Origin of the sequence: Mannheimia sp. E30BD (assembly GCF_041807785.1) — a bacterium.
In the GTDB taxonomy this organism is placed as follows: Bacteria; Pseudomonadota; Gammaproteobacteria; order Enterobacterales; family Pasteurellaceae; genus Mannheimia.
Genome location: NZ_JBGTYX010000003.1, coordinates 35,830 through 55,228 on the forward strand (window position 1 = coordinate 35,830; position 19,399 = coordinate 55,228).

Annotated in this window: 21 protein-coding genes and 1 pseudogene; 10 read left to right on the forward strand and 12 right to left on the reverse strand. The window is 41.3% G+C overall.

Annotated elements, in window-relative coordinates; all coding sequences use genetic code 11:
• Positions 1 to 46: 46 nt before the first annotated feature.
• From nrfE to ACERCG_RS02690, 4 genes are all read left to right on the forward strand, one after another.
• Complete coding sequence (nrfE, locus tag ACERCG_RS02675) at positions 47 to 1,951, forward strand: heme lyase NrfEFG subunit NrfE (RefSeq protein ID WP_373610535.1); 1,905 nt, start codon at positions 47 to 49, stop codon at positions 1,949 to 1,951.
• Positions 1,948 to 2,481: a redoxin family protein gene (locus tag ACERCG_RS02680; RefSeq protein WP_373610536.1), complete on the forward strand. Its 534-nt coding sequence runs from the start codon at positions 1,948 to 1,950 to the stop codon at positions 2,479 to 2,481. The genes nrfE and ACERCG_RS02680 overlap by 4 nt, the downstream gene beginning before the upstream one ends.
• Positions 2,482 to 2,484: 3 nt before the next feature.
• Entirely contained in the window at positions 2,485 to 2,910 is a 426-nt protein-coding gene (gene nrfF, locus ACERCG_RS02685; RefSeq protein WP_373610537.1) for a heme lyase NrfEFG subunit NrfF, read from the forward strand.
• A gap of 151 nt (positions 2,911 to 3,061) precedes the next feature.
• Positions 3,062 to 3,829: a cytochrome C biogenesis protein gene (locus ACERCG_RS02690; RefSeq protein ID WP_373610538.1), complete on the forward strand. Its 768-nt coding sequence runs from the start codon at positions 3,062 to 3,064 to the stop codon at positions 3,827 to 3,829.
• A 167-nt stretch (positions 3,830 to 3,996) separates the two neighbouring features.
• Here the strand turns inward: ACERCG_RS02690 and ACERCG_RS02695 are convergent, their stop codons facing one another.
• The 4 genes and pseudogenes from ACERCG_RS02695 to ACERCG_RS02710 all read right to left on the reverse strand — a co-directional run bounded on the left by ACERCG_RS02695 (position 3,997) and on the right by ACERCG_RS02710 (position 7,993).
• Positions 3,997 to 4,437, reverse strand: a complete 441-nt coding sequence (locus ACERCG_RS02695; protein ID WP_373610539.1) for a MarR family winged helix-turn-helix transcriptional regulator — start codon at positions 4,435 to 4,437, stop codon at positions 3,997 to 3,999.
• 13 nt (positions 4,438 to 4,450) lie between these two features.
• Positions 4,451 to 4,879: a PACE efflux transporter gene (locus ACERCG_RS02700; RefSeq protein WP_373610540.1), complete on the reverse strand. Its 429-nt coding sequence runs from the start codon at positions 4,877 to 4,879 to the stop codon at positions 4,451 to 4,453.
• 197 nt (positions 4,880 to 5,076) lie between these two features.
• Positions 5,077 to 6,600 carry a SulP family inorganic anion transporter gene (locus tag ACERCG_RS02705; RefSeq protein ID WP_373610541.1) on the reverse strand — a complete coding sequence of 508 codons (1,524 nt, stop codon included), beginning with the start codon at positions 6,598 to 6,600 and terminating at the stop codon, positions 5,077 to 5,079.
• A gap of 115 nt (positions 6,601 to 6,715) precedes the next feature.
• Positions 6,716 to 7,993, reverse strand: a pseudogene (locus ACERCG_RS02710) (NtaA/DmoA family FMN-dependent monooxygenase).
• Positions 7,994 to 8,280: 287 nt separating this feature from the next.
• Between ACERCG_RS02710 and aspS the strand changes: the two are divergent.
• Entirely contained in the window at positions 8,281 to 10,047 is a 1,767-nt protein-coding gene (gene aspS / locus ACERCG_RS02715) for an aspartate--tRNA ligase (protein WP_373610542.1), read from the forward strand.
• 104 nt (positions 10,048 to 10,151) lie between these two features.
• Here the strand turns inward: aspS and ACERCG_RS02720 are convergent, their stop codons facing one another.
• Complete coding sequence (locus ACERCG_RS02720; RefSeq protein ID WP_373610543.1) at positions 10,152 to 10,988, reverse strand: DUF72 domain-containing protein; 837 nt, start codon at positions 10,986 to 10,988, stop codon at positions 10,152 to 10,154.
• 108 nt (positions 10,989 to 11,096) lie between these two features.
• Here ACERCG_RS02720 and ACERCG_RS02725 point away from each other — a divergent pair, with 108 nt between their 5' ends.
• From ACERCG_RS02725 to ruvC, 5 genes are all read left to right on the forward strand, one after another.
• Positions 11,097 to 11,972, forward strand: a complete 876-nt coding sequence (locus ACERCG_RS02725; protein WP_373610544.1) for a multidrug transporter — start codon at positions 11,097 to 11,099, stop codon at positions 11,970 to 11,972.
• Positions 11,973 to 12,016: 44 nt separating this feature from the next.
• Positions 12,017 to 12,475: a dihydroneopterin triphosphate diphosphatase gene (nudB, locus tag ACERCG_RS02730; RefSeq protein ID WP_373610545.1), complete on the forward strand. Its 459-nt coding sequence runs from the start codon at positions 12,017 to 12,019 to the stop codon at positions 12,473 to 12,475.
• Between the two features lie 12 nt (positions 12,476 to 12,487).
• Entirely contained in the window at positions 12,488 to 13,228 is a 741-nt protein-coding gene (locus ACERCG_RS02735) for a YebC/PmpR family DNA-binding transcriptional regulator (protein WP_025247335.1), read from the forward strand.
• A gap of 127 nt (positions 13,229 to 13,355) precedes the next feature.
• The gene (locus tag ACERCG_RS02740) at positions 13,356 to 13,883 is read left to right on the forward strand and encodes a hypothetical protein (RefSeq protein WP_373610546.1); all 528 of its coding nucleotides are present in this window, start codon (positions 13,356 to 13,358) and stop codon (positions 13,881 to 13,883) included.
• A 64-nt stretch (positions 13,884 to 13,947) separates the two neighbouring features.
• Positions 13,948 to 14,526, forward strand: a complete 579-nt coding sequence (gene ruvC, locus ACERCG_RS02745; protein ID WP_373610547.1) for a crossover junction endodeoxyribonuclease RuvC — start codon at positions 13,948 to 13,950, stop codon at positions 14,524 to 14,526.
• Between the two features lie 58 nt (positions 14,527 to 14,584).
• Here ruvC and murA read toward each other — a convergent pair whose 3' ends face one another.
• From murA to mlaF, 7 genes are all read right to left on the reverse strand, one after another.
• A complete protein-coding gene (murA, locus tag ACERCG_RS02750; RefSeq protein WP_373610548.1) occupies positions 14,585 to 15,865 on the reverse strand; it encodes a UDP-N-acetylglucosamine 1-carboxyvinyltransferase in 1,281 nt (426 codons plus the stop codon).
• 74 nt (positions 15,866 to 15,939) lie between these two features.
• Positions 15,940 to 16,200 carry a BolA family protein gene (locus tag ACERCG_RS02755; protein WP_373610549.1) on the reverse strand — a complete coding sequence of 87 codons (261 nt, stop codon included), beginning with the start codon at positions 16,198 to 16,200 and terminating at the stop codon, positions 15,940 to 15,942.
• A 28-nt stretch (positions 16,201 to 16,228) separates the two neighbouring features.
• Positions 16,229 to 16,552, reverse strand: a complete 324-nt coding sequence (locus tag ACERCG_RS02760) for a lipid asymmetry maintenance protein MlaB (protein WP_373610550.1) — start codon at positions 16,550 to 16,552, stop codon at positions 16,229 to 16,231.
• Positions 16,553 to 16,563: 11 nt separating this feature from the next.
• Positions 16,564 to 17,199: a phospholipid-binding protein MlaC gene (mlaC, locus tag ACERCG_RS02765; RefSeq protein ID WP_373610551.1), complete on the reverse strand. Its 636-nt coding sequence runs from the start codon at positions 17,197 to 17,199 to the stop codon at positions 16,564 to 16,566.
• Between the two features lie 48 nt (positions 17,200 to 17,247).
• Positions 17,248 to 17,769, reverse strand: coding sequence for an outer membrane lipid asymmetry maintenance protein MlaD (gene mlaD / locus ACERCG_RS02770; RefSeq protein WP_373610552.1), 522 nt, complete (start codon positions 17,767 to 17,769; stop codon positions 17,248 to 17,250).
• A gap of 21 nt (positions 17,770 to 17,790) precedes the next feature.
• Positions 17,791 to 18,567, reverse strand: a complete 777-nt coding sequence (gene mlaE, locus ACERCG_RS02775; RefSeq protein WP_373610553.1) for a lipid asymmetry maintenance ABC transporter permease subunit MlaE — start codon at positions 18,565 to 18,567, stop codon at positions 17,791 to 17,793.
• On the reverse strand, positions 18,560 to 19,360 hold the full coding sequence (gene mlaF, locus ACERCG_RS02780; RefSeq protein WP_373610554.1) for a phospholipid ABC transporter ATP-binding protein MlaF: 801 nt from the start codon (positions 19,358 to 19,360) through the stop codon (positions 18,560 to 18,562). The genes mlaE and mlaF overlap by 8 nt, the downstream gene beginning before the upstream one ends.
• Between the last annotated feature and the right edge of the window lie 39 nt (positions 19,361 to 19,399).

The window sequence follows — 19,399 nt, forward strand, 5'->3', positions numbered from 1 at the left end:
AGCTGTCCCTACATTCCCTAAACGCAGTCATCTTTGGGATTTTTTTATGCTATCGGAAATAGGCTATTTTTCACTTTTATTGGCTGCTATTGCAGCGATTTTTCAAGTTGGTTTTGCAATATGGGGAGAGATCCGCAAGCAATACCATTGGCTAGCGTTATCGCCGCTATTTACCTATTTACAAGCTGCTTTTACCACCATTTCCTTTTCTGCGTTAGTCTATGCTTTCTTAACGGACGATTTCTCCGTTATCTATGTCGCAGTTCATTCCAACAGCCAACTCCCCGATTTCTTTAAATTTGCTGCATCTTGGGGCGGTCACGAAGGCTCAATGCTGTTTTGGCTCACGGCTCTTGTGCTTTGGTCTGCGGTATTTTGTAAATTTTCTAGAAATCTCGACCGATTGTTTGCTAATCGAACGCTCGTAATGTTGGGGTTGATTTCACTTGGTTTCCTACTTTTTATTTTATTAGTTTCTAGTCCATTTGAGCGAGGCTTTCCACCGCCACCAGAAGGACGAGATCTCAATCCAATGTTGCAAGATATTGGGTTGATCTTCCACCCTCCATTACTTTATTTAGGCTATGTTGGCTTTGCGGTTAGCTTTGCAATGATTGTAGCAGCTCTTATTTCAGGGGGAATGGACGCAGCTGTAATGCGTTGGATTCGTCCTTGGACGATGATTTCTTGGGGCTTTCTCACCGCTGGTATTATTTTAGGGGCGTGGTGGGCATATTATGAACTCGGCTGGGGCGGCTGGTGGTTCTGGGATCCTGTTGAAAACGCCTCCTTAATGCCTTGGCTATTAGGCACAGCCTTAGTGCATAGTTTGATTGTAAGCCAACAACGTGGCGTATTTTATTACTGGACAATTCTACTTGCGATCTTCGCTTTCGCCCTCAGTTTATTAGGCACATTTATTGTTCGCTCCGGGGTTTTAACCTCCGTTCACGCTTTTGCGGTTGATCCTGATAGGGGAATGGCAATTCTTATCCTCTTTTTCAGCCTCAGTTTTATTGCTTTAGCCCTTTTCGCCTTTAGAGCTAATTTATGGCAAGGCAACATTCGTTTTGATTTGCTTTCTAAAGAAACGGCTTTTCTAATGATTAATGGCTTATTCAGTGTAGCGGCTTGCGTGGTATTACTTGGTACGTTTTACCCAATGATTTTTACCATCATGAATTGGGGATCAATTTCCGTTGGTGCTCCTTATTTCAATAGTGTATTTGCTCCTCTCACATTATTACTAATGGTTATTATGGGGTTTGCAGTAGTGCTACGCTGGAAACAGATCCCAATCAAACAGATTTTGGTGAAATTATGGTTATTCCCTGTGGCGGTAACCTTAGCTCTTGGCATAATTTATCTCTCTATTTCACAAAGAGAGCATTTTGATTTCGTTTTACTGCCAATCGTATTTATCAGTTTTGCGGTGTGGATTATTTTAACTCATATCCCTTATTTGCCATTTATGTTTAAAATAAAACCGCTTGCAATGCGACTGGCTCACATTGGCTTTGCGATCTGTGTGATTGGGGCGATGATGAACAGCTATTATGGAGATGAAATTGGCGTGCGTTTAAAGCCTAATGAACAGGCAGAATTAGCGGGCTTTACCTTCAAATATCAAGATTATAAGGATCTCATTGGCCCAAATTACACCGCAGAACAAGCCGTGTTCTCCATTAGTAAAGATGAAAAAGTATTGGCAACCGTAATGCCAGAAAGACGCTATTATGATGTTCGTACGATGACAATAGCAGAAGTGGGGCTATACCACCACTACTTAGATGATGTTTATATTGTAATGGGTGATAAGTTTGGCAATTTAGAATATGCTTTCCGTATCCATTACAAGCCTTATGTGCAAGCCCTGTGGTTGGGGGGTATTATTATGATTATTGCCTCTATTTTGGCACTATTCGGTTACCGTAGAGAACATAAAAAATGAAAAAAGTACTGTTACTTATTCCTATTCTGATACTTGTAATGATTGTGGGCTTTCTTGCCGTGCCGTTAATGAATAAAGATGCACTTTCCCCAACCGAAGATTGGCAGGGCAAGCCTTTCCCTGAATTTGTGGGCAAGAACTTACTTGATAGCAATGCTCACTTAAACAATAACAGCTTGCCGCAAGAGCCTTATATTCTCAATGTGTGGGCGAGTTGGTGTACTTGGTGTATTAAAGAATTTCCGATTTTATTAGAACTCAAGCAACAAGGCGTACCGATTGTGGGCTTAACTTACAGCGACCGCCCGAATGATGCCCTTAAAGCATTGGAAAACTGGGGAAATCCGTTTAGCTTGATTATTGATGACTATGAAAAAGGCTATTTAATTCAAACACTTAAAGTATCATCAGCACCATCAAGCTATTTGGTTGACCGACACGGCGTAGTGAGATACCAACAAAAAGGCTACAACCCCGATTTTGCCCAAGATTTTATGCCACGATTAGAGGCACTTAGAAAGGAAAAATAGCGAATGATAAATAACCTATTTTCACTTTTGCAAAAAATTGCCAAAATTTTACCGCTTGTATTTGCGATGAGTGTTTTTATTAATACCGCTCAAGCAGATATGGTGGATACATTCCAATTTAAAAATGAAGTAGACCGAGTCAGAGCGATTTCACTTGCTCGTTCCTTGCGTTGCCTACAATGCCAAAACCAAAACTTGGTGGAATCAAACGCAACCGCCGCCTACAATATGCGGATTGAAGTGTATGAAATGGTCAATGCAGGCAAAAGTAATGAGGAAATTATCCGCATTATGACAGATCGTTTCGGGCATTTTGTCAATTATAAACCACCACTTACCCCACAAACGTGGGTGCTGTGGGGCTTACCGCTAGGGTTGTTTGGCGTATTGTTTATCGCTATTTTATGGCGAACTAAAAAGAAGAAATAGTATACTCTCGACTACAGGGATAGAGGACGAGTTCTATGTCAATATTCGTAGGGACAGGTCCTGTGCCTGTCTGAAAACAATATTAATTTACGGACGGGCACAGGACTCGCCCTACTCATAAAGAGTAAACTGACTAAGAAAGATACAGAAAATGGAAACTCGTGATCAATTAAGCAGAGAAAATTATCAACAAGCGGTCAAATTTGCCCAACATTTTGCAGATGATGTGAGGCAAGAATATGAGCGTGAAGCAGAACAGCGTTACCAATTCGAGAAGGCTCAATTTGAACAAAATGAGTTGCAAAATAACGCTAAAAATCGACCGCTTGCTAAAATGGCAACACTTTCAGTTGTTGCAATTTTATTGTTAGGAATTGCTTACTATGCTTTTTCAGGACGTTACCACGTTGTACAAGAAGGCTTGAAAGTTCATAAAAATTTCCAGCAACAAGTCAGCGAAGCTCACGGCACATCAAAAAATGAACGCTACATTATCAGCCTACAAAATCAGCTAAGAGAAAACCCGAATAATGGCGATCTCTGGTATGAACTAGGGCAGGCTTATGTATTAAGCAACGATTTCGACTCCGCCTTAGTTTGTTATGATAATGCCCAAAAACTACTCGGCAAAAAAGCCGCCATTTTAGGTGCAGTAGCCACCGCTCGTTATTACGACAACGGGCAGAAAATGACTGCAGAAATTAATGCAATTATTGATGAAGCCTTAAGTTTAGATAAAAATGAAAGTGCTAGTTTGCTACTACGAGCCTCAGACGGCTTTCTAAATAATAACTACCAACAAGCCCTTGATTACTGGCGAAAAGTGCTAGATAGCAACAATGATGCCATTAACCGCCGAGCAATTATTCAAAGTATGGAAATGGCGAGACAGATGTTGGAAGGGCAGCAGAGAAAATAAATTTAAGCAATGTTTAAAAACACCGCCCAATTTTCATTAAGCGGTGTTTGGCATTAGATTGATTGTGATTGGGTATATGTGGTTAAAATTAAATTAGCTATTATAGCAGATTTTAGGGGCTTTTTTTGTTTGGGTTAGCCAAATTACCATAAAACATCGTTTAAAAATCAGTCGGCAATATTCATCACTTGCGACAAAATTTGGTTATACGCTTGCAAATTCTGTAAAGTTTGAGCCAATCGCTGATTGCCAAACTGCTTTGTGGTGACAAGCTCCAAGACATCAAGCTCATCAATCAACGGATAGGCAAGCGTTTTGCCTTGTTCGGTTAGGGTCAAGACTTTTTCCCGCTTGTCGTTTTCGCTTGGCAAATAGTCAATCAAGCCGTCTGCGTGCAGTTTTTGGCACGCCATTGAAATGGTCTGTTTGGGCAATGCCCACAAAGTGCCAATCTGTTTTTGGGTGCAGGTATGCAGGCGAACCAAAGTATGCAAAATCGCCAAATAATTGTAATTTAAGCCCTTTTTCTTTGCCCACGCATTATAAAGATTAAATAAATGGCTGACCGATTGCCCCAGTTTGTCCGCTTGGGTCATTGTGTCATTCATAGCAAACTCCTGATTAAATCACTTTTAGGCGAAGGTGGTCATAAAGGTAGTTAAAAATCAAGGCATACACGGTGATGACAATCGTCAAGCCGACATCTGCCAAAAATGCGTGCCACAACGACAGCCCAAGCAAATAGGCAAGCACAGGAATGGTAAATACCAACAGCCCCGCTTCAAAACTGATGGTATGAAACACACGCAGTCCCAAGCCCCGTGTTTCTCGTGGGGCGGTAAACGCCTTGTCAAAACCAAAATTAAACACAAAATTCCACACCATCGCCATCATTGCCATCACAATGCCCACTCCAATGGCAGAACTGGTGTCGGTATTTGAAAACAGCTTCACCAGAATGGTGGCAACCGTAATCGCCCCCATTTCAAAAAACACCGAATGAAACAGGCGTTCGTTTAGGCTCATTGGGGCTGAAAAGACATTACTCATCGTTTCTCCAAACTAAAAAAGTCCAAATACTGACTAATTTGGGGTGTTGTAGTCAGTATTTGGACTAATTAAAAGCGTGGGTTTGTAAAGAAGTGTAATTTTAGGCTGGCTGAAAAGGTGTTTTGCAAAATTCCAATAAAAAAACACCGCTTGCCCCTTTTAAATATAAGGCAAACGGTGTTTGTATTTTTTAACCATCAATGCGTATTTAAAATATCCACATTGTCTTTGTCTGATTTGCCAAAATTATCCACCAAAGTTTTGCTGGCTTCGTTTAAACCAAACACTTGCACGCTTGCCCCTTGTTTTTTGTAGCGTGCCACCACTTTATCCAAAGCACTGACCGCCGAAATGTCCCAAAAATGGGCGTGGCTGACATCAATGCTCACCGTTTTGACGGCTTTGTTATCAAAATCAAAACTGGCGATAAAATCATCGGTTGATGCAAAAAACATCTGACCTGTTACCCCATACGCTAAAGCGCTTTCGTCTGCGGTGGGCAGGTGTAGCACCTTCATATAACGCCCGATTTTATTGGCAAAAAACAACGCCGATAACAACACCCCAAAAAACACACCTAGTGCCAGATTATGACTGTACACCACAATGGCAACGGTGGTTATCATCACCACATTAAAGCCCAACGGGTGCGTTTTGAGTTCTTTGACAGACTGCCATTTAAAAGTGCTAAGAGCCACCATAATCATAATAGCAACCAGAGCAGGCATTGGAATGATTTTAATCCAATCGCCCAAAAACACCACCAAAATCAACAAAAACACGCCTGCCACCAGCGTAGAGAGCCGTGTGCGTCCGCCTGATTTGATGTTAATCACCGACTGCCCAATCATTGCACAGCCTGCCATACCACCAAACAGACCGCTGACAATGTTGGCAATGCCTTGCCCTTGACATTCTTGATTTTTGTTGCTGTCGCTTTCGGTCATCTCGTCAAGCAAATTGGCAGTCAATAACGATTCAAGCAAGCCGACCGCCGCAAGGCTTAGCGAATAAGGCAAAATAATCCACAAGGTTTCTAAATTAAACGGTACATCAGGCAACAAAAACGCAGGCAAACTGTCAGGCAACTGCCCCATATCGCCCACCGTGCGAACATCAAAGCCAAGCACCACCGCCACCAAAGTAACCAGCACCACCGTTGCTAAAGGCGATGGTATGACTTTGCCAATTTTGGGCAAATAACCAAAGCCATACACCACCAAAAGCCCTAAAGTGGTTAGGGCATAAGTTTGCCAAGACACGCCTGCCAAATTGGGATTTAATTCGGGCAACTGTGCCAAAAAAATCAAAATCGCCAACGCATTGATAAAACCAATCATCACCGCCTGTGAAATAAACCGCATCAAACTGCCCAGTTTCAGCCAGCCTGCGATAATCTGAATCACACCCGTCAAAAGCGTGGCGGCAAGCATATAATCCATGCCGTGATTTTTGACCAAACTTGCGAGTACCAACGCCATTGCCCCTGTGGCGGCACTAATCATTGCAGGACGACCGCCAAAAAAAGCAATCACAATGGCAATACAAAAAGACGCATACAAGCCCACCTGTGGTGAGACCCCAGCAATGATAGAAAAAGCGATGGCTTCTGGAATCAATGCCAACGCCACCGAAAGCCCTGATAAAATATCGGCTCGTGGATTGGCAAGCCAGTTTTGGGAGAAATGTTTAGCAGAAAAAGCAGAAAATAATGCGGTCAAAATAATTATCCAGACTGTCAAAAATCGGCAATTATAACATAGCTTTTGGGTTGATTTAAATGATAAAACACCGCTTGGCTGTTTTAATCACAATCCAAGCGGTGTTTTTCTTTCCTTAATTTTTAAGCCCATACTGATATGGCACGCCCATTTGACTGTCAGGAGCCAGCGAAAAGCCGTCTGTCGCCCCTGCTTTAAACCATTCTTCCATAAAATCCGCCACATCGTGAGCGGTGCCAACCACCACAGGGTGATAGTTAATCACGCCATTTGCCAAGACTTCTTTGGGCGACATTCCTTTTTTAATCAGCTCCACCGCTCTTGGCGAACGGGGGGCGTGTGGGTGCGGTGTCGCCTGATTTTGTAGGGCGATTGGCAAGGGTTCATTCAAATTCAAACCGTGCAAATTGACCCCAATCATCGCCGATAAATAGCGAATTTGCCCATAAAATTCATCATCACTCATAAAGTCAATGAGCTTCATTCTGCAAGCGAGTGCGTCTTCATAAGTGTCGCCAATGGTAAACATAAATCCTGAAAACATATTAATCTCATCAGGGTTTCTACCGTGAGCGATGGCACTTTGTTTTAACACACTCCGATAATTTCTTGCCTCGTCAATGCTAAACGGATTGGCATACACGCCACTGGCAAAACGCCCAGCCAGCTCAATGCCTTCTGGACTTGGACCTGCCTGAAAAATCGGCGGTTGTCCTTACGGTGTGGCAGGAATGGGCAACGCCCCTTTGACTTGATAATGTTTGCCTTTGTAATTGGCTTGCTTTATTTGGCTCATATCGGCAAATTGCCCTGTCGCTTTGTCGGTAATGTAGGCGTTTTCGCCAAATGTTCCCCAAAGGGTCTGCACCGCCTCCATCATTTCGTGTGCCATTTCATAGCGTGTGGCGGTGTCGGGTAGGGGCTTGTCGCCAAAATTATAAGCCACTTCTCTTGTGCCTGTGGTAACGGCATTCCAACCAATACGCCCACCACTGATGATGTCCAGTGTTTTTAGTTGGCGAGCCAAATTGTAGGGCAAGTTATAGGTTGTAGAATAAGTCGCCATCAAGCCAATTTTTTTGGTATGTGTGGCAACGGCTGAAAAAATCGTCATCGGCTCTAACACAAACATTGGGGATTTGTGGGCAAAATCGCCACTCACGCCCGCCCCAATCATTGCAGAGGTGTCGGCAATAAATAGGGTGTGAATTTTGCCTTGTTCGGCAATTTGAGCCAGTTTGATGTAATTGTCAATGTCGGTATAGGCTTTCTCGTTGCTCTCGGCAAGTCGCCACGCATAAGATTCGTTGCCATAGCCTGTTACAAACATCATTGCCCGTTTCATTTGTTTGTTTGAATTGTCAAGATAATCGGTCATTTTAGGTTCTCCCATTAAAAAGTATGGGGATATTATAGGATTTTATTATTGATAATTGAATGGTTAAAAAATGGGAGGTTGATTTTTAAAAATGAAAAGATGATTGTAAAAATAGGCTTTTGGGCTACCTGAAAGTTTATTTGCAAAATTTTCGTAACTTGGTTTCCTAAGTGCATTTTTTCTGCAAAAAATGACCGCTTGTTTGTTTTTATTTATCCATTTCTAGCTAAATTTCCGCTATAATCTTCAAGTTTATCCCGATATTCGGGCAACCATTTTCAAAATTCAAAAGGAAATTTTATATGATGCGTTCTCACTACTGCGGTCAGTTAAACCGCTCACACGTTGGACAAGCAGTTACCTTAAGCGGTTGGGTTCATCGTGTTCGTAACCTTGGTCGTTTTATTTTTATGCAAATTCGTGATCGTGAAGGCATTGTGCAGGTGTTTTTCGATGAGAAAGATGAAGCACTTTTTAAACAAGCATCTGCCTTACGTTCTGAAGCTTGTGTACAGATTCAAGGTGAAGTGATCGCTCGTGATGAATCGCAAATCAATAAAGAGATGACAACAGGCGAAATCGAAGTGTTAGTGAAAAATTTAGTGGTGTACAACAACGCTGAAGTGCTACCACTGGATTTCAACCAAACGAACTCTGAAGAGCAACGTTTAAAATATCGCTATTTAGATTTACGTCGCCCAGAAATGGCGGAGAAGCTCAAAACTCGTGCCAAAATCACCAGTTTCGTGCGTCGTTTTATGGACGACAACGGTTTCTTAGATATCGAAACCCCAATGCTAACCAAAGCAACCCCTGAGGGTGCGAGAGACTACCTTGTGCCAAGTCGTGTACATAAAGGCAAATTCTATGCTCTGCCGCAATCGCCACAGCTTTTCAAGCAGTTGTTGATGATGTCTGGTTTTGACCGCTATTATCAAATTGTAAAATGCTTCCGTGATGAAGATTTGCGTGCCGACCGCCAGCCGGAATTTACCCAAATCGATGTGGAAACCAGCTTTATGACCGCCGAAGAAGTGCGTGCCTTAATGGAAGAGATGATTCACGGCTTATGGAAAGAGACCTTAGGCGTTGATCTCGGCAAATTCCCGATGATGACGTGGAATGAAGCAATGACCCGTTTCGGTTCAGACAAACCGGATTTGCGTAACCCGTTAGAAATGGTGGACGTGGCGGATATTTTAAAATCGGTTGATTTCAAAGTATTTAGCGGCCCAGCGAATGATCCAAAAGGACGTGTAGTGGCTCTGCGTGTACCAAATGGGACGTCTTTAACCCGTAAAAATATTGATGATTACACGCAATTTGTCGGGATTTACGGTGCAAAAGGCTTAGCGTGGTTAAAAGTGAATGATGTGAACGCAGGCTTAGAAGGCATTCAAAGCCCAATTGCAAAATTCTTAAATGAAGAGGTACTAAAAGCCTTAGTTGAACGCTTAAACTTACAAAAAGATGATATCGTGTTCTTTGGGGCAGACAACTGGCACGTTGCAACCAATGCTATCGGTGCGTTACGCTTAAAAGTAGGTAACGATTTAGGCTTAACCGACACTACAGCGTGGAAACCGTTATGGGTGGTTGATTTCCCTATGTTTGAACGTGATGATGAAGGCAACTTATCAGCAATGCACCACCCGTTCACTTCACCGAAAGATTTAAGCCCAGAAGAGTTAGTGAAAGATCCTGAAAATGCGGTGGCAAATGCGTATGATATGGTTATTAACGGCTATGAAGTGGGTGGTGGCTCAGTACGTATTTTCAGCCAACATATGCAACAAACCGTGTTCAGCATTTTAGGTATTAACGAAGAAGAGCAAAAAGAGAAATTCGGTTTCTTATTAGATGCGTTAAAATTTGGCACACCACCACACGCAGGCTTAGCGTTCGGTTTAGACCGCTTAACAATGCTGATTACTGGTACAGATAACATTCGTGATGTAATTGCCTTCCCGAAAACCACCGCAGCAGCGTGCTTGATGACAGAAGCACCAAGCTATGCAAATCCAAAAGCGTTGGAAGAGTTAGCGATTAAAACGATTGTACAAGAATAATACTGTAGGGGCGAAAAAATTTTCGCCCTTTTATATTAACAAGCGGTTGAAAATACCAAATAATTTACAAATTTAAAATGAACGCTTGCACTATCTTGTCGTTATCAAAACAAACTCTGCTGTCCTAGTAACATTTCTGGTATAGGTTTTATCTGAAATCCTTTCTCTGCCAAAAAGCCTTTGAGCGTTTCAATATTATAAAATGCGTGGCTGTTGGTGGTGTTTTCAAAGTAGAGATAAAGCCTGTCAAATTCTGAGCTTCGGTTAAACAGCAATTCGGCTAATCCTTTTAATTCCTCGTCTGAATAGCGGTAATCGTGGCGTTCTGCTGCACTCTGCCCTTTCCACCAATTCTGGTTGCGACCGTGTAAGCGTAAATAAGCAGTGCGTTGGTTGGCAAAAAAGTGAAATGCCGGCAAACCGATATTTTGTGGGTAATCCACATTACACCAAATCAAATTAGAGCTTTTCGCAAAGGTGTCGAACACTGCCGGAATATGCCAGCTCGGGTGGCGAAATTCAATCGCTAACGGATAATCCGCAAACCATTGGCACAACTCGGCAAGGTAACGGCGGTTAAGTGGCGTACGTTCAAATTGAGTTGGGAACTGAACAAATAAATTTGCCAATAACCCTTCAGAGGTGAACGGAGCTAACGCATTAAGAAATAATTGTGCTTGATCTAAAGTCGCCGTGCGTTGATGGCTGAAATCTTGATGCAGTTTTACCGAAAAATTCAGACGCCCTTCCGCCTTTTGCACCATTCCTTCAAAGGCTTTCTGCCCGATAGGTGCGTGGAAAGTGCTGTTGATTTCCAGCGTGTCGTAATGTTGGCTATATACAAAGAGAAAATCCTCTTTGGCTGTGCCGAAAGGGTAAAGTGTGCCGATTAGATCGGTGTCGGCATAGCCACCTGTGCCGATGTAAATATGAGGGAGCATTGTGTTATTCGTCAAAAAATTTTTGCAAATTTTAATAGTTTTTTAACCGCTTGCAAACTGCCAATAAAAGAGTAATATTTCGTTACTTTTTCTTATTTCATCATCACTATGTGGATTTGGTTTACCTTATTAGCTGCTGTTGCTCAGGCAGGTCGTAATGCCTTCCAAAAACAGTTAAGCGTAAATGTGCCTGTGCTAGGCGTAACGCTTGCCCGCTTTTTCTATGCCGTGCCGCTGGCAAGTGGCTATTTGTATTTTTTGTATCAATATGATGAAACACTAAATATCTCTCACTTTCCGCCATTATTTTTTGTCTATGCGATTGGGGCAGGATTGGCTCAAATTATGGCAACATCGCTGATGGTTCAGCTCTTTCATTTAAAGAATTATGCAATCGGCGTGGGGCTCGCAAAAAGCGAGGCTGTATGGGCAGCATTACTTGGTGTGATGTTCTTCGGCGTAACTATTAGCGGCATTGGCTGGCTTGGTGTAATACTCGGTGGTGTAGCGATCTTTTTAATGACAGGCAGTGGCAATCTCCGACAAGTTTCGTGGAAAACGTTATTTCTCGGCATTGGCAGCGGCTTATGCTTTGCCCTAACTTCCCTTTGGGTACGAGAAGCGAGCTTACAACTCAATAGCCATTATTTACTTTCCGCCGCTTGGGGACTATTTGCAGTGATTACTTTTGAGGCGGTTGTGCTAGTGGTCTATTTAGCCCTGTTCCAACGAGCAACGCTTACAAAATTTTTCCGTTTTCCGAAATTGGGAATGCTGACGAGCTTGTTCTCTTTTCTCGGCTCATTCGGCTGGTTTAATGCAATGAGTTTAAACCACGTTGCCTTTGTAAAAACGCTCGGGCAGGTTGAGATCTTCTTTATTCTTGGTATATCCTATTTTATCTTTAAAGAACGGTTGAAAATTCAAGATTTTGTGGGGTTAATTTTGGTCGTAATCGCAGCCGTTTTAGTTGTGCTTGGCTAAAGCCACAAGCGGTCAAAATAATCAAATATTTTGCAAATAAAAAGATGAACTATAAAAACCCGAATAGCGTATTGGTGGTTATTTATGCTAAAGATACCAACCGAGTATTAATGCTGCAACGCAAAGACGATCCCGATTTTTGGCAATCGGTAACCGGCTCTCTGGAGATTGGTGAGAAACCGATTGAAGCAGCCGAACGCGAAGTATTGGAGGAAATTGGTTTATCCATTTCTAATTTGCAAATTTCAGGGGAAAAACAACTGCTTGTTGATTGCCAAAAGCAGATAGAATTTGAAATTTTTCCACATTTTCGGTATAAATACGCACCTAATATCACACATTGTGTCGAGCATTGGTTTTTGTTACCACTTGAGAGTGAACAAGAGCCGATTTTAACCGAACATTTAGCGTATCGTTGGGTTGAGCCTACAGAGGCAATCCAAATGACTAAATCGCCAAATAACGCACAAGCAATCAAACAATATTTAATAACTTCAAAATAAGGAAACTACAGAATGGCAGGCCATAGTAAGTGGGCAAATATTAAACACCGTAAAGCAGCACAAGATGCACAACGCGGTAAAATTTTCACAAAATTAATTCGTGAGTTAGTTACAGCAGCAAAATTAGGTGGTGGCGATGTAAGTGCAAACCCACGCTTACGTTCAGCTGTTGATAAAGCATTATCCAGCAATATGACGCGTGATACCATTAACCGTGCGATAGAGCGTGGTGTGGGCGGTGGCGATGACACCAATATGGAAACCAAAATCTACGAAGGTTATGGTCCGGGTGGCACGGCGGTAATGGTAGAGTGTTTAAGCGATAACGCTAACCGTACAATTTCACAAGTTCGCCCAAGTTTCACAAAATGTGGTGGTAACTTAGGAACGGAAGGCTCTGTAGGTTATTTATTCAGTAAAAAAGGCTTAATTTTAATTGCTTCTGGCGATGAAGATGCTTTAACCGAAGCGGCAATTGAAGCAGGTGCTGATGACATTCAATCACAAGAAGACGGTTCATTTGAAATCTACACCGCTTGGGAAGATCTAGGCGATGTCAGAGATGGTATTGAGCAAGCAGGCTTTAAAATTGAATCTGCGGAAGTCACAATGATTCCATCAACTACTGTTGAACTTGATGCAGAAACCGCACCAAAATTACTTGATTTAATCAACCGCCTTGAAGATTGTGATGACGTGCAAAATGTTTATCACAACGGCGAAATTAGTGATGAAGTAGCAGCTCTTCTTTAAATAACATCAAGAAAAATAAGCATAATTTCGGTTATGCTTATTTTTATGAACTTTTTCAACATAGTACGTTCTAAGCATACAGGAGCAATTGCTTCTAAATTCTATGAAATTACTTAAGGAGAAAACTATGAAATTAGTAAAATTCGTTCCAGCTTTAGCAGCAACCGTAGTATTAGCCGCTTGTTCTAATGCAAATAACCAGCCGGCCCCTCAACCAACAGTAGATCCTGTAGCGAAAGCAGCCGATCAGGCAGCCCAACAAGTAAACGAGATTGCAGGCAAGGCTGTTCGTGGTGCAGGTGCAGTAAAAGTAGAGAAAGCAACCGATGGTTCAAAATCTATCGTATATCGCTGCCAAAGCGGTAAATTAGTAACTGCAAACTATGTATTCCAAGGCGAAGAGCCTAAAGCAGTAAACATCGTGTTACAAAACGGTAAAAAAACACAAAAAATCCCAACATTAGCTATCGATCCTTCAGATAAGGATTCAACAGTATTTAAATCGAAAAAATATTCTTGGGAATTAGAAAGCGGCTTTAACTTAGCTTCAACCGAAAAATCAGGTATGCTTTTCAAACACGAAGCGAAGGTAAGCAATATCTTAGCGAAAACCTGTGATGTAGATAAAGCATTAACATCACGTTTAAATAAATAATCCCTTGATTTAAAACATAATAAGCGAGAAGATATCCGTCTTCTCGCTTATTTTATTGTCAAAAATGTCTATTATTTTAGGAATTGACCCCGGCTCAAGAGTAACAGGCTATGGTGTAATACGCCAAAACGGGCGACATTTGGAATATCTTGGCAGTGGTGCTATCCGTACTACTGCTGATGATTTGCCAACTCGCCTAAAACGCATTTACGCGGGTGTGAGTGAAATTATCACTCAATTTCAGCCAACTATGTTTGCAATTGAACAAGTCTTTATGGCGAAAAACCCTGATTCAGCATTAAAACTTGGGCAAGCACGAGGAACTGCTATTGTCGCCGCAGTTAATCACGATTTACCCATATTTGAATATGCTGCTCGATTAGTTAAACAAACCGTTACAGGCATTGGCTCGGCAGATAAAGTACAAGTGCAAGATATGGTTACCCGCATGCTCAACCTTTCCGCCAAGCCCCAAGCCGATGCAGCTGATGCCTTAGCTATTGCTATTACTCACGCTCATTCTATGCAACATTCTTTAATTGTAGTAAAACAGAGCCAACAGAGCGTAAGTAGTGAGAAAGAGCAGATTTTAGCCCTGATGAAAACCAGATATAGTCGAGGACGATTTAGGTTGAAAGGATAATAAAAAAACCGCTTGATAGCTTTCTAACAAGCGGTTACTTTTGTAGAAAATTTTGCAATTACTCGCCTTCAAATGGAGCTGAAAAACGTTCAATTCTCGCTCCAATACCACGTAATTTTTCTTCGATGTGTTCGTAACCACGATCGATATGATAAATACGATCAACGATAGTTTCGCCGCTTGCAATACAGCCTGCTAATACTAAGCTAATTGAAGCACGGAGATCCGTTGCCATCACTTCTGCTGATTTTAAGCGTTTTACGCCGTAGCAAATTGCGGTATTTCCTTCAATTTCAGCCTTAGCCCCCATACGAATTAACTCTGGAATGTGCATAAAGCGGTTTTCAAAAATGGTTTCCGTAATGCGGCTCGTACCGTCTGCAACGGCATTTAACAAGGTAAATTGAGCTTGCATATCCGTTGGGAAGCCGGGGTGAGGCATTGTACGAATATTTACCGCTTTCGGGCGGCGACCAAGTGAATCTAAGGTAATGGTATCTTCCGTCACATCAACTTGCATACCTGCTTCACGCAATTTTTCAATAACTGCATCAAGTGTATCTGCTTTGGTGTTACGACAGGTAATACGACCACCAGAAATAGCAGCAGCGACTAAGAATGTTCCTGTTTCGATACGATCTGGCACAACACTATGCTCACAGCCACCTAAGTTTTCAACCCCTTCGATAGTGATCATATCTGTACCGGCTCCTGAAATTTTAGCTCCCATTGCATTTAAGAAATCTGCGGTATCCACAATTTCAGGTTCACGAGCTGCGTTTTCAATAACGGTAGTCCCTTTTGCCAATGTTCCAGCCATCATTACCGATAAAGTTGCACCCACGCTCACTTTATCCATATAGATTCTTGCACCGTTTAGACGACCTTGAGAAGTCGATTTTACATAGCCTTCATCTAACTCAATTCTAGAACCCATTTTCTCTAAACCGGAAATGTGCATATCTACCGGTCTAGCACCGATAGTGCAGCCACCCGGTAATGAAACTTGACCAACTTGGAAACGTGCCACTAATGGTGCTAATGCCCAAATAGAAGCTCTCATTGTCTTAACTAATTCGTATGGTGCAACGTAATTATTGATGTTGCTTGCATCAATATGTACAACACCTTTTTCCTCTGCCTTTTCAACCACTACACCTAATTGACGTAAAATTTTAAAGGTTGTGTCAACATCTTTCAAATCAGGCACATTTTTTAATGTAACCGGCTTTTCTGCTAAAATAGAGGCAAATAAAATAGGCAGGGCGGCATTTTTTGCACCTGAAATATCAACGGTTCCGTTCAAAGAGAAAGGACCGTATACGCGGAATTTTTCCATTTGGGAGATCCTAAAATTAAGAATTATAATTTTGTTTCAATTTTTGTAGGGGCGAAATATTTTTCGCCCATCTATTAACCAACCATATTCAATAAACGCTCAGTTTTCCATTTTTCTGTACTGAACACTTTAATGGTTAATGCGTGAATTTCATTTGTAGTGAAATAGTCTGCTAGTGGTGCGTAAACCGCTTGTTGCTGTTTTACTTTTGAAAGTGCAGCAATGCTATCACTCACTACAATTACCCCAAAATGGGCATTTTCGCCTTGTGCGTGAACTTCGACTACATCGGTTAGGCTTTGTTTTAAGATGTCTTCAATTTGTGCTGGGGTCATTATAAATCCTAATGCTTTGCTAATTTTTTTAAATAATAAATTGCTCAAACCAACCGTCTAAATCATAGAGTTCTGATAATGCCTTAACAGAATCCGGCGTATTAATTAAACTGCTTGGTGTGATTTTATGGTAATGATTTAATAATTCAGCAAGTAATGTAAAACCGGCAGAATCTACACGAGTGATATCTTTTAAATCCCAATATAGCTTTTGATTACCTTTCGGAGATAAAAAAGAAGCACGTTGCTTCCATAATGGAAGCAACGTGTCACGAGTTAATTCGCCTGACAGTTTCACAAAAAGACTTTCATTGTTTTGCTGAATGTCCCATTTTAATGTTTTTTGAGGCATAACTAAACTATTTATTTTAAGGTAATTGGTTGTTTTGCTGATTGAGCAACTTGTGCGGTTAGTACATCAATACCTTTTTGACGGATTACACCAGCCCACTCATTTTGCTTAGTTGCAACCATACTTACACCTTCAGCAGCCATATCGTATGCTTGCCATTCTCCTGTTCTCCTGTTTTTACGCCATTTAAAGTCTAATTTAATTGGCTGTGCAGCACCTTTACCAGATACATTTACACGAATGCTTACAATCGATTTACCCTCAACGGATTTCGGGCTTTCAATTTGGAATGTTTGATCTTGGTATTGGGTTAATACTTGTGAGTAAGATTGTTCTACAAACTGCCCGAATGCGTTAAAAAACGCTTCTTTTTGTGCATCTGTAGCAGAAGATAAGTTTTTACCTAATACTAACTGACCTGCATATTTAACGTGAACGTGCGGCATTAAGTCGTTACGCACAATGGTACGCAAGTATTCAGGGTTTGATTTAATTTTGCTTTGATTTGCTTTGATATTGCCAAATAATTTATCTGCTGTTTGTTGCATTAATACATAAGGGCTAGTTTCAGCAAATGCCGTCGTTGAGAATAATGCAGAAACTGCGACTAAACCAGTTACGATAATTTTTTTAATGTTTTTTAACATTATTACTAATCTCCAAAAACTCTAAATTAGAGGTTATTGTTAAGTTGATTATTCTGCGATGGGGGCAGAATCAATCGCTTTTTCATCTTCAGTTTTATCTGGCTTTTTATCACCATATAAGAACTGACCAATCAAATCTTCTAATACCATTGCAGAGTTTGTATCTACAAAAGTATCGCCTTCTTTCATTATTGCGGTTTCGCCTTCAATCATAAAGCCGACATTTAACGCAACATATTGTTCACCTAATAAGCCAGAGGTTTTAATTGAAAGTGAGCTGGTGTCCGGAATTTTGTTAAAACTTTCATTCACAGCTAAGGCTACTTTTGGCGTGTAGGTTTTGTTATCGAGTGAAATATCAGCTACTCGACCTACTACTACACCTCCAACTTTAATAGGTGCACGAACCTTTAGTCCACCGATATTGTCAAAAGTTGCATAAAGCGTGTAAGTTTTCTCACTTGAGAATCCTTGTACATTTGCCACTCTTAAGCCTAAAAAGACAAGAGCTGCTAACCCTAGTAGTACAAATAATCCTACCCAGAATTCATATTTAATTGATTGACGCATTGTCTGTTCCTTTTACTAAAATCAACCGCCGAACATAATCGCAGTTAAAATAAAATCTAATCCTAAAATCACAAGTGAAGCATTTACCACTGTCTTTGTTGTTGATTGGCTAATACCTTCTGAAGTTGGTACACAATCATAGCCGTTAAATAATGCAATCCAAACTACAGCAAAAGCGAAAATCACACTTTTAATAAAGCCGTTGATTAAATCACTAGCATTAACCGAGTTTTGCATTACCGACCAGAAACTACCGCCATCAACGCCTTTCCAATCTACGCCAACAAGTGAGCCGCCCCAAATACCAATCGCCGTAAAAATGGCTGCTAAAATCGGCATTGAGATCACACCTGCCCAAAAGCGTGGTGCGATAATTCGTCTTAAGGGATCAACTGCCATCATCTCAAGGCTAGAAAGTTGTTCTGTTGCTTTCATTAAGCCAATTTCTGCGGTTAATGCCGAACCTGCACGCCCTGCAAATAACAATGCAGTAACCACTGGCCCAAGTTCTCGCAATAACGATAGGGAAACCAACGTACCTAAGCTACTTTCCGCTGCAAAATCAACTAATACTACATAGCCTTGCAAGCCTAATACCATACCAATAAATAAGCCTGAGAGCATAATAATTAAAAGTGATTGCACTCCTAGCACATAAAGTTGTTTAATCAGCAATGGAGTATGTTTTCTAAATTCAGGCTTACCGATTAATGCTCCCCACAACATAAAGGCTGAACGCCCGAGTGTACGGATAAAATTAATCACAAAAGCCCCAATAGAGCTAATAAAATTAACCATTAAATAGCTCCTCCGTGTAATCTTTTGCAGGATAGTGGAAACGTACCGGCCCGTCTGCTTTACCCGATAAGAATTGTACCACTTGCGGATCTTGGCTTTCTAACAACATTTCTGGTGTACCTTCCGCAATAATACGTTTATCCGCCACAATATAGGCATAATCAGCAATACTTAACACCTCTTTCACATCGTGAGATACCACAATAGAGGTGAGATTTAAGGCTTGATTTAGTTCTTTGATCAATTCCACGATCACGCCCATACTGATCGGATCTTGCCCAGTGAAAGGCTCATCATACATAATCAAATCAGGATCAAGTGCAATCGCACGAGCAAGTGCCGCACGACGTGCCATACCACCAGATAATTCAGATGGCATTAAATTTGCTGCACCTCGAAGCCCTACTGCTTCAAGTTTCAGCAACACTAATTTTCTAACAAGTTCTTCGGGTAAACGGGTATGCTCTCGAATCGGGAAAGCCACATTGTCAAAAGTAGAAAGATCGGTAAACAACGCCCCAGATTGGAACAACATTCCCATTCGCTGACGAATTTCGTAAAGTTCTTTGTTGTTCGCTTTACAAATATCTCTACCATCAAACAAGATCTCACCCGATTCAGGTAAAATTTGCCCGCCAATCAAACGTAACAAGGTGGTTTTACCGATTCCAGACGGCCCCATAATGGCAGTTACTTTGCCTTTTTGCACTTGCAAATTGAGATTGTCATAAATCACTCTCTCCCCTCGTTTGAAGGTTAAGTGCTTTACTTCAACCAAATTTTCTCTAGACATCAAATATAGGACTCATATTAATAAAAGTAATGTATGGTC

Bases quoted from the DNA above. Each gene is read 5' to 3' on its own strand.
- mlaE (WP_373610553.1), bottom strand. From the start codon at position 18,567: ATGGTTAATTTTATTAGCTCTATTGGGGCTTTTGTGATTAATTTTATC.
- ACERCG_RS02725 (WP_373610544.1), top strand. From the start codon at position 11,097: ATGTGGATTTGGTTTACCTTATTAGCTGCTGTTGCTCAGGCAGGTCGT.
- mlaF (WP_373610554.1), bottom strand. From the start codon at position 19,360: ATGTCTAGAGAAAATTTGGTTGAAGTAAAGCACTTAACCTTCAAACGA.
- ACERCG_RS02735 (WP_025247335.1), top strand. From the start codon at position 12,488: ATGGCAGGCCATAGTAAGTGGGCAAATATTAAACACCGTAAAGCAGCA.
- nrfF (WP_373610537.1), top strand. From the start codon at position 2,485: ATGATAAATAACCTATTTTCACTTTTGCAAAAAATTGCCAAAATTTTA.
- ACERCG_RS02700 (WP_373610540.1), bottom strand. From the start codon at position 4,879: ATGAGTAATGTCTTTTCAGCCCCAATGAGCCTAAACGAACGCCTGTTT.
- ACERCG_RS02690 (WP_373610538.1), top strand. From the start codon at position 3,062: ATGGAAACTCGTGATCAATTAAGCAGAGAAAATTATCAACAAGCGGTC.
- ACERCG_RS02720 (WP_373610543.1), bottom strand. From the start codon at position 10,988: ATGCTCCCTCATATTTACATCGGCACAGGTGGCTATGCCGACACCGAT.
- ACERCG_RS02740 (WP_373610546.1), top strand. From the start codon at position 13,356: ATGAAATTAGTAAAATTCGTTCCAGCTTTAGCAGCAACCGTAGTATTA.
- ACERCG_RS02680 (WP_373610536.1), top strand. From the start codon at position 1,948: ATGAAAAAAGTACTGTTACTTATTCCTATTCTGATACTTGTAATGATT.
- mlaC (WP_373610551.1), bottom strand. From the start codon at position 17,199: ATGTTAAAAAACATTAAAAAAATTATCGTAACTGGTTTAGTCGCAGTT.
- nrfE (WP_373610535.1), top strand. From the start codon at position 47: ATGCTATCGGAAATAGGCTATTTTTCACTTTTATTGGCTGCTATTGCA.
- mlaD (WP_373610552.1), bottom strand. From the start codon at position 17,769: ATGCGTCAATCAATTAAATATGAATTCTGGGTAGGATTATTTGTACTA.
- ACERCG_RS02695 (WP_373610539.1), bottom strand. From the start codon at position 4,437: ATGAATGACACAATGACCCAAGCGGACAAACTGGGGCAATCGGTCAGC.
- ACERCG_RS02755 (WP_373610549.1), bottom strand. From the start codon at position 16,200: ATGACCCCAGCACAAATTGAAGACATCTTAAAACAAAGCCTAACCGAT.
- ruvC (WP_373610547.1), top strand. From the start codon at position 13,948: ATGTCTATTATTTTAGGAATTGACCCCGGCTCAAGAGTAACAGGCTAT.
- nudB (WP_373610545.1), top strand. From the start codon at position 12,017: ATGAACTATAAAAACCCGAATAGCGTATTGGTGGTTATTTATGCTAAA.
- ACERCG_RS02760 (WP_373610550.1), bottom strand. From the start codon at position 16,552: ATGCCTCAAAAAACATTAAAATGGGACATTCAGCAAAACAATGAAAGT.
- murA (WP_373610548.1), bottom strand. From the start codon at position 15,865: ATGGAAAAATTCCGCGTATACGGTCCTTTCTCTTTGAACGGAACCGTT.
- aspS (WP_373610542.1), top strand. From the start codon at position 8,281: ATGATGCGTTCTCACTACTGCGGTCAGTTAAACCGCTCACACGTTGGA.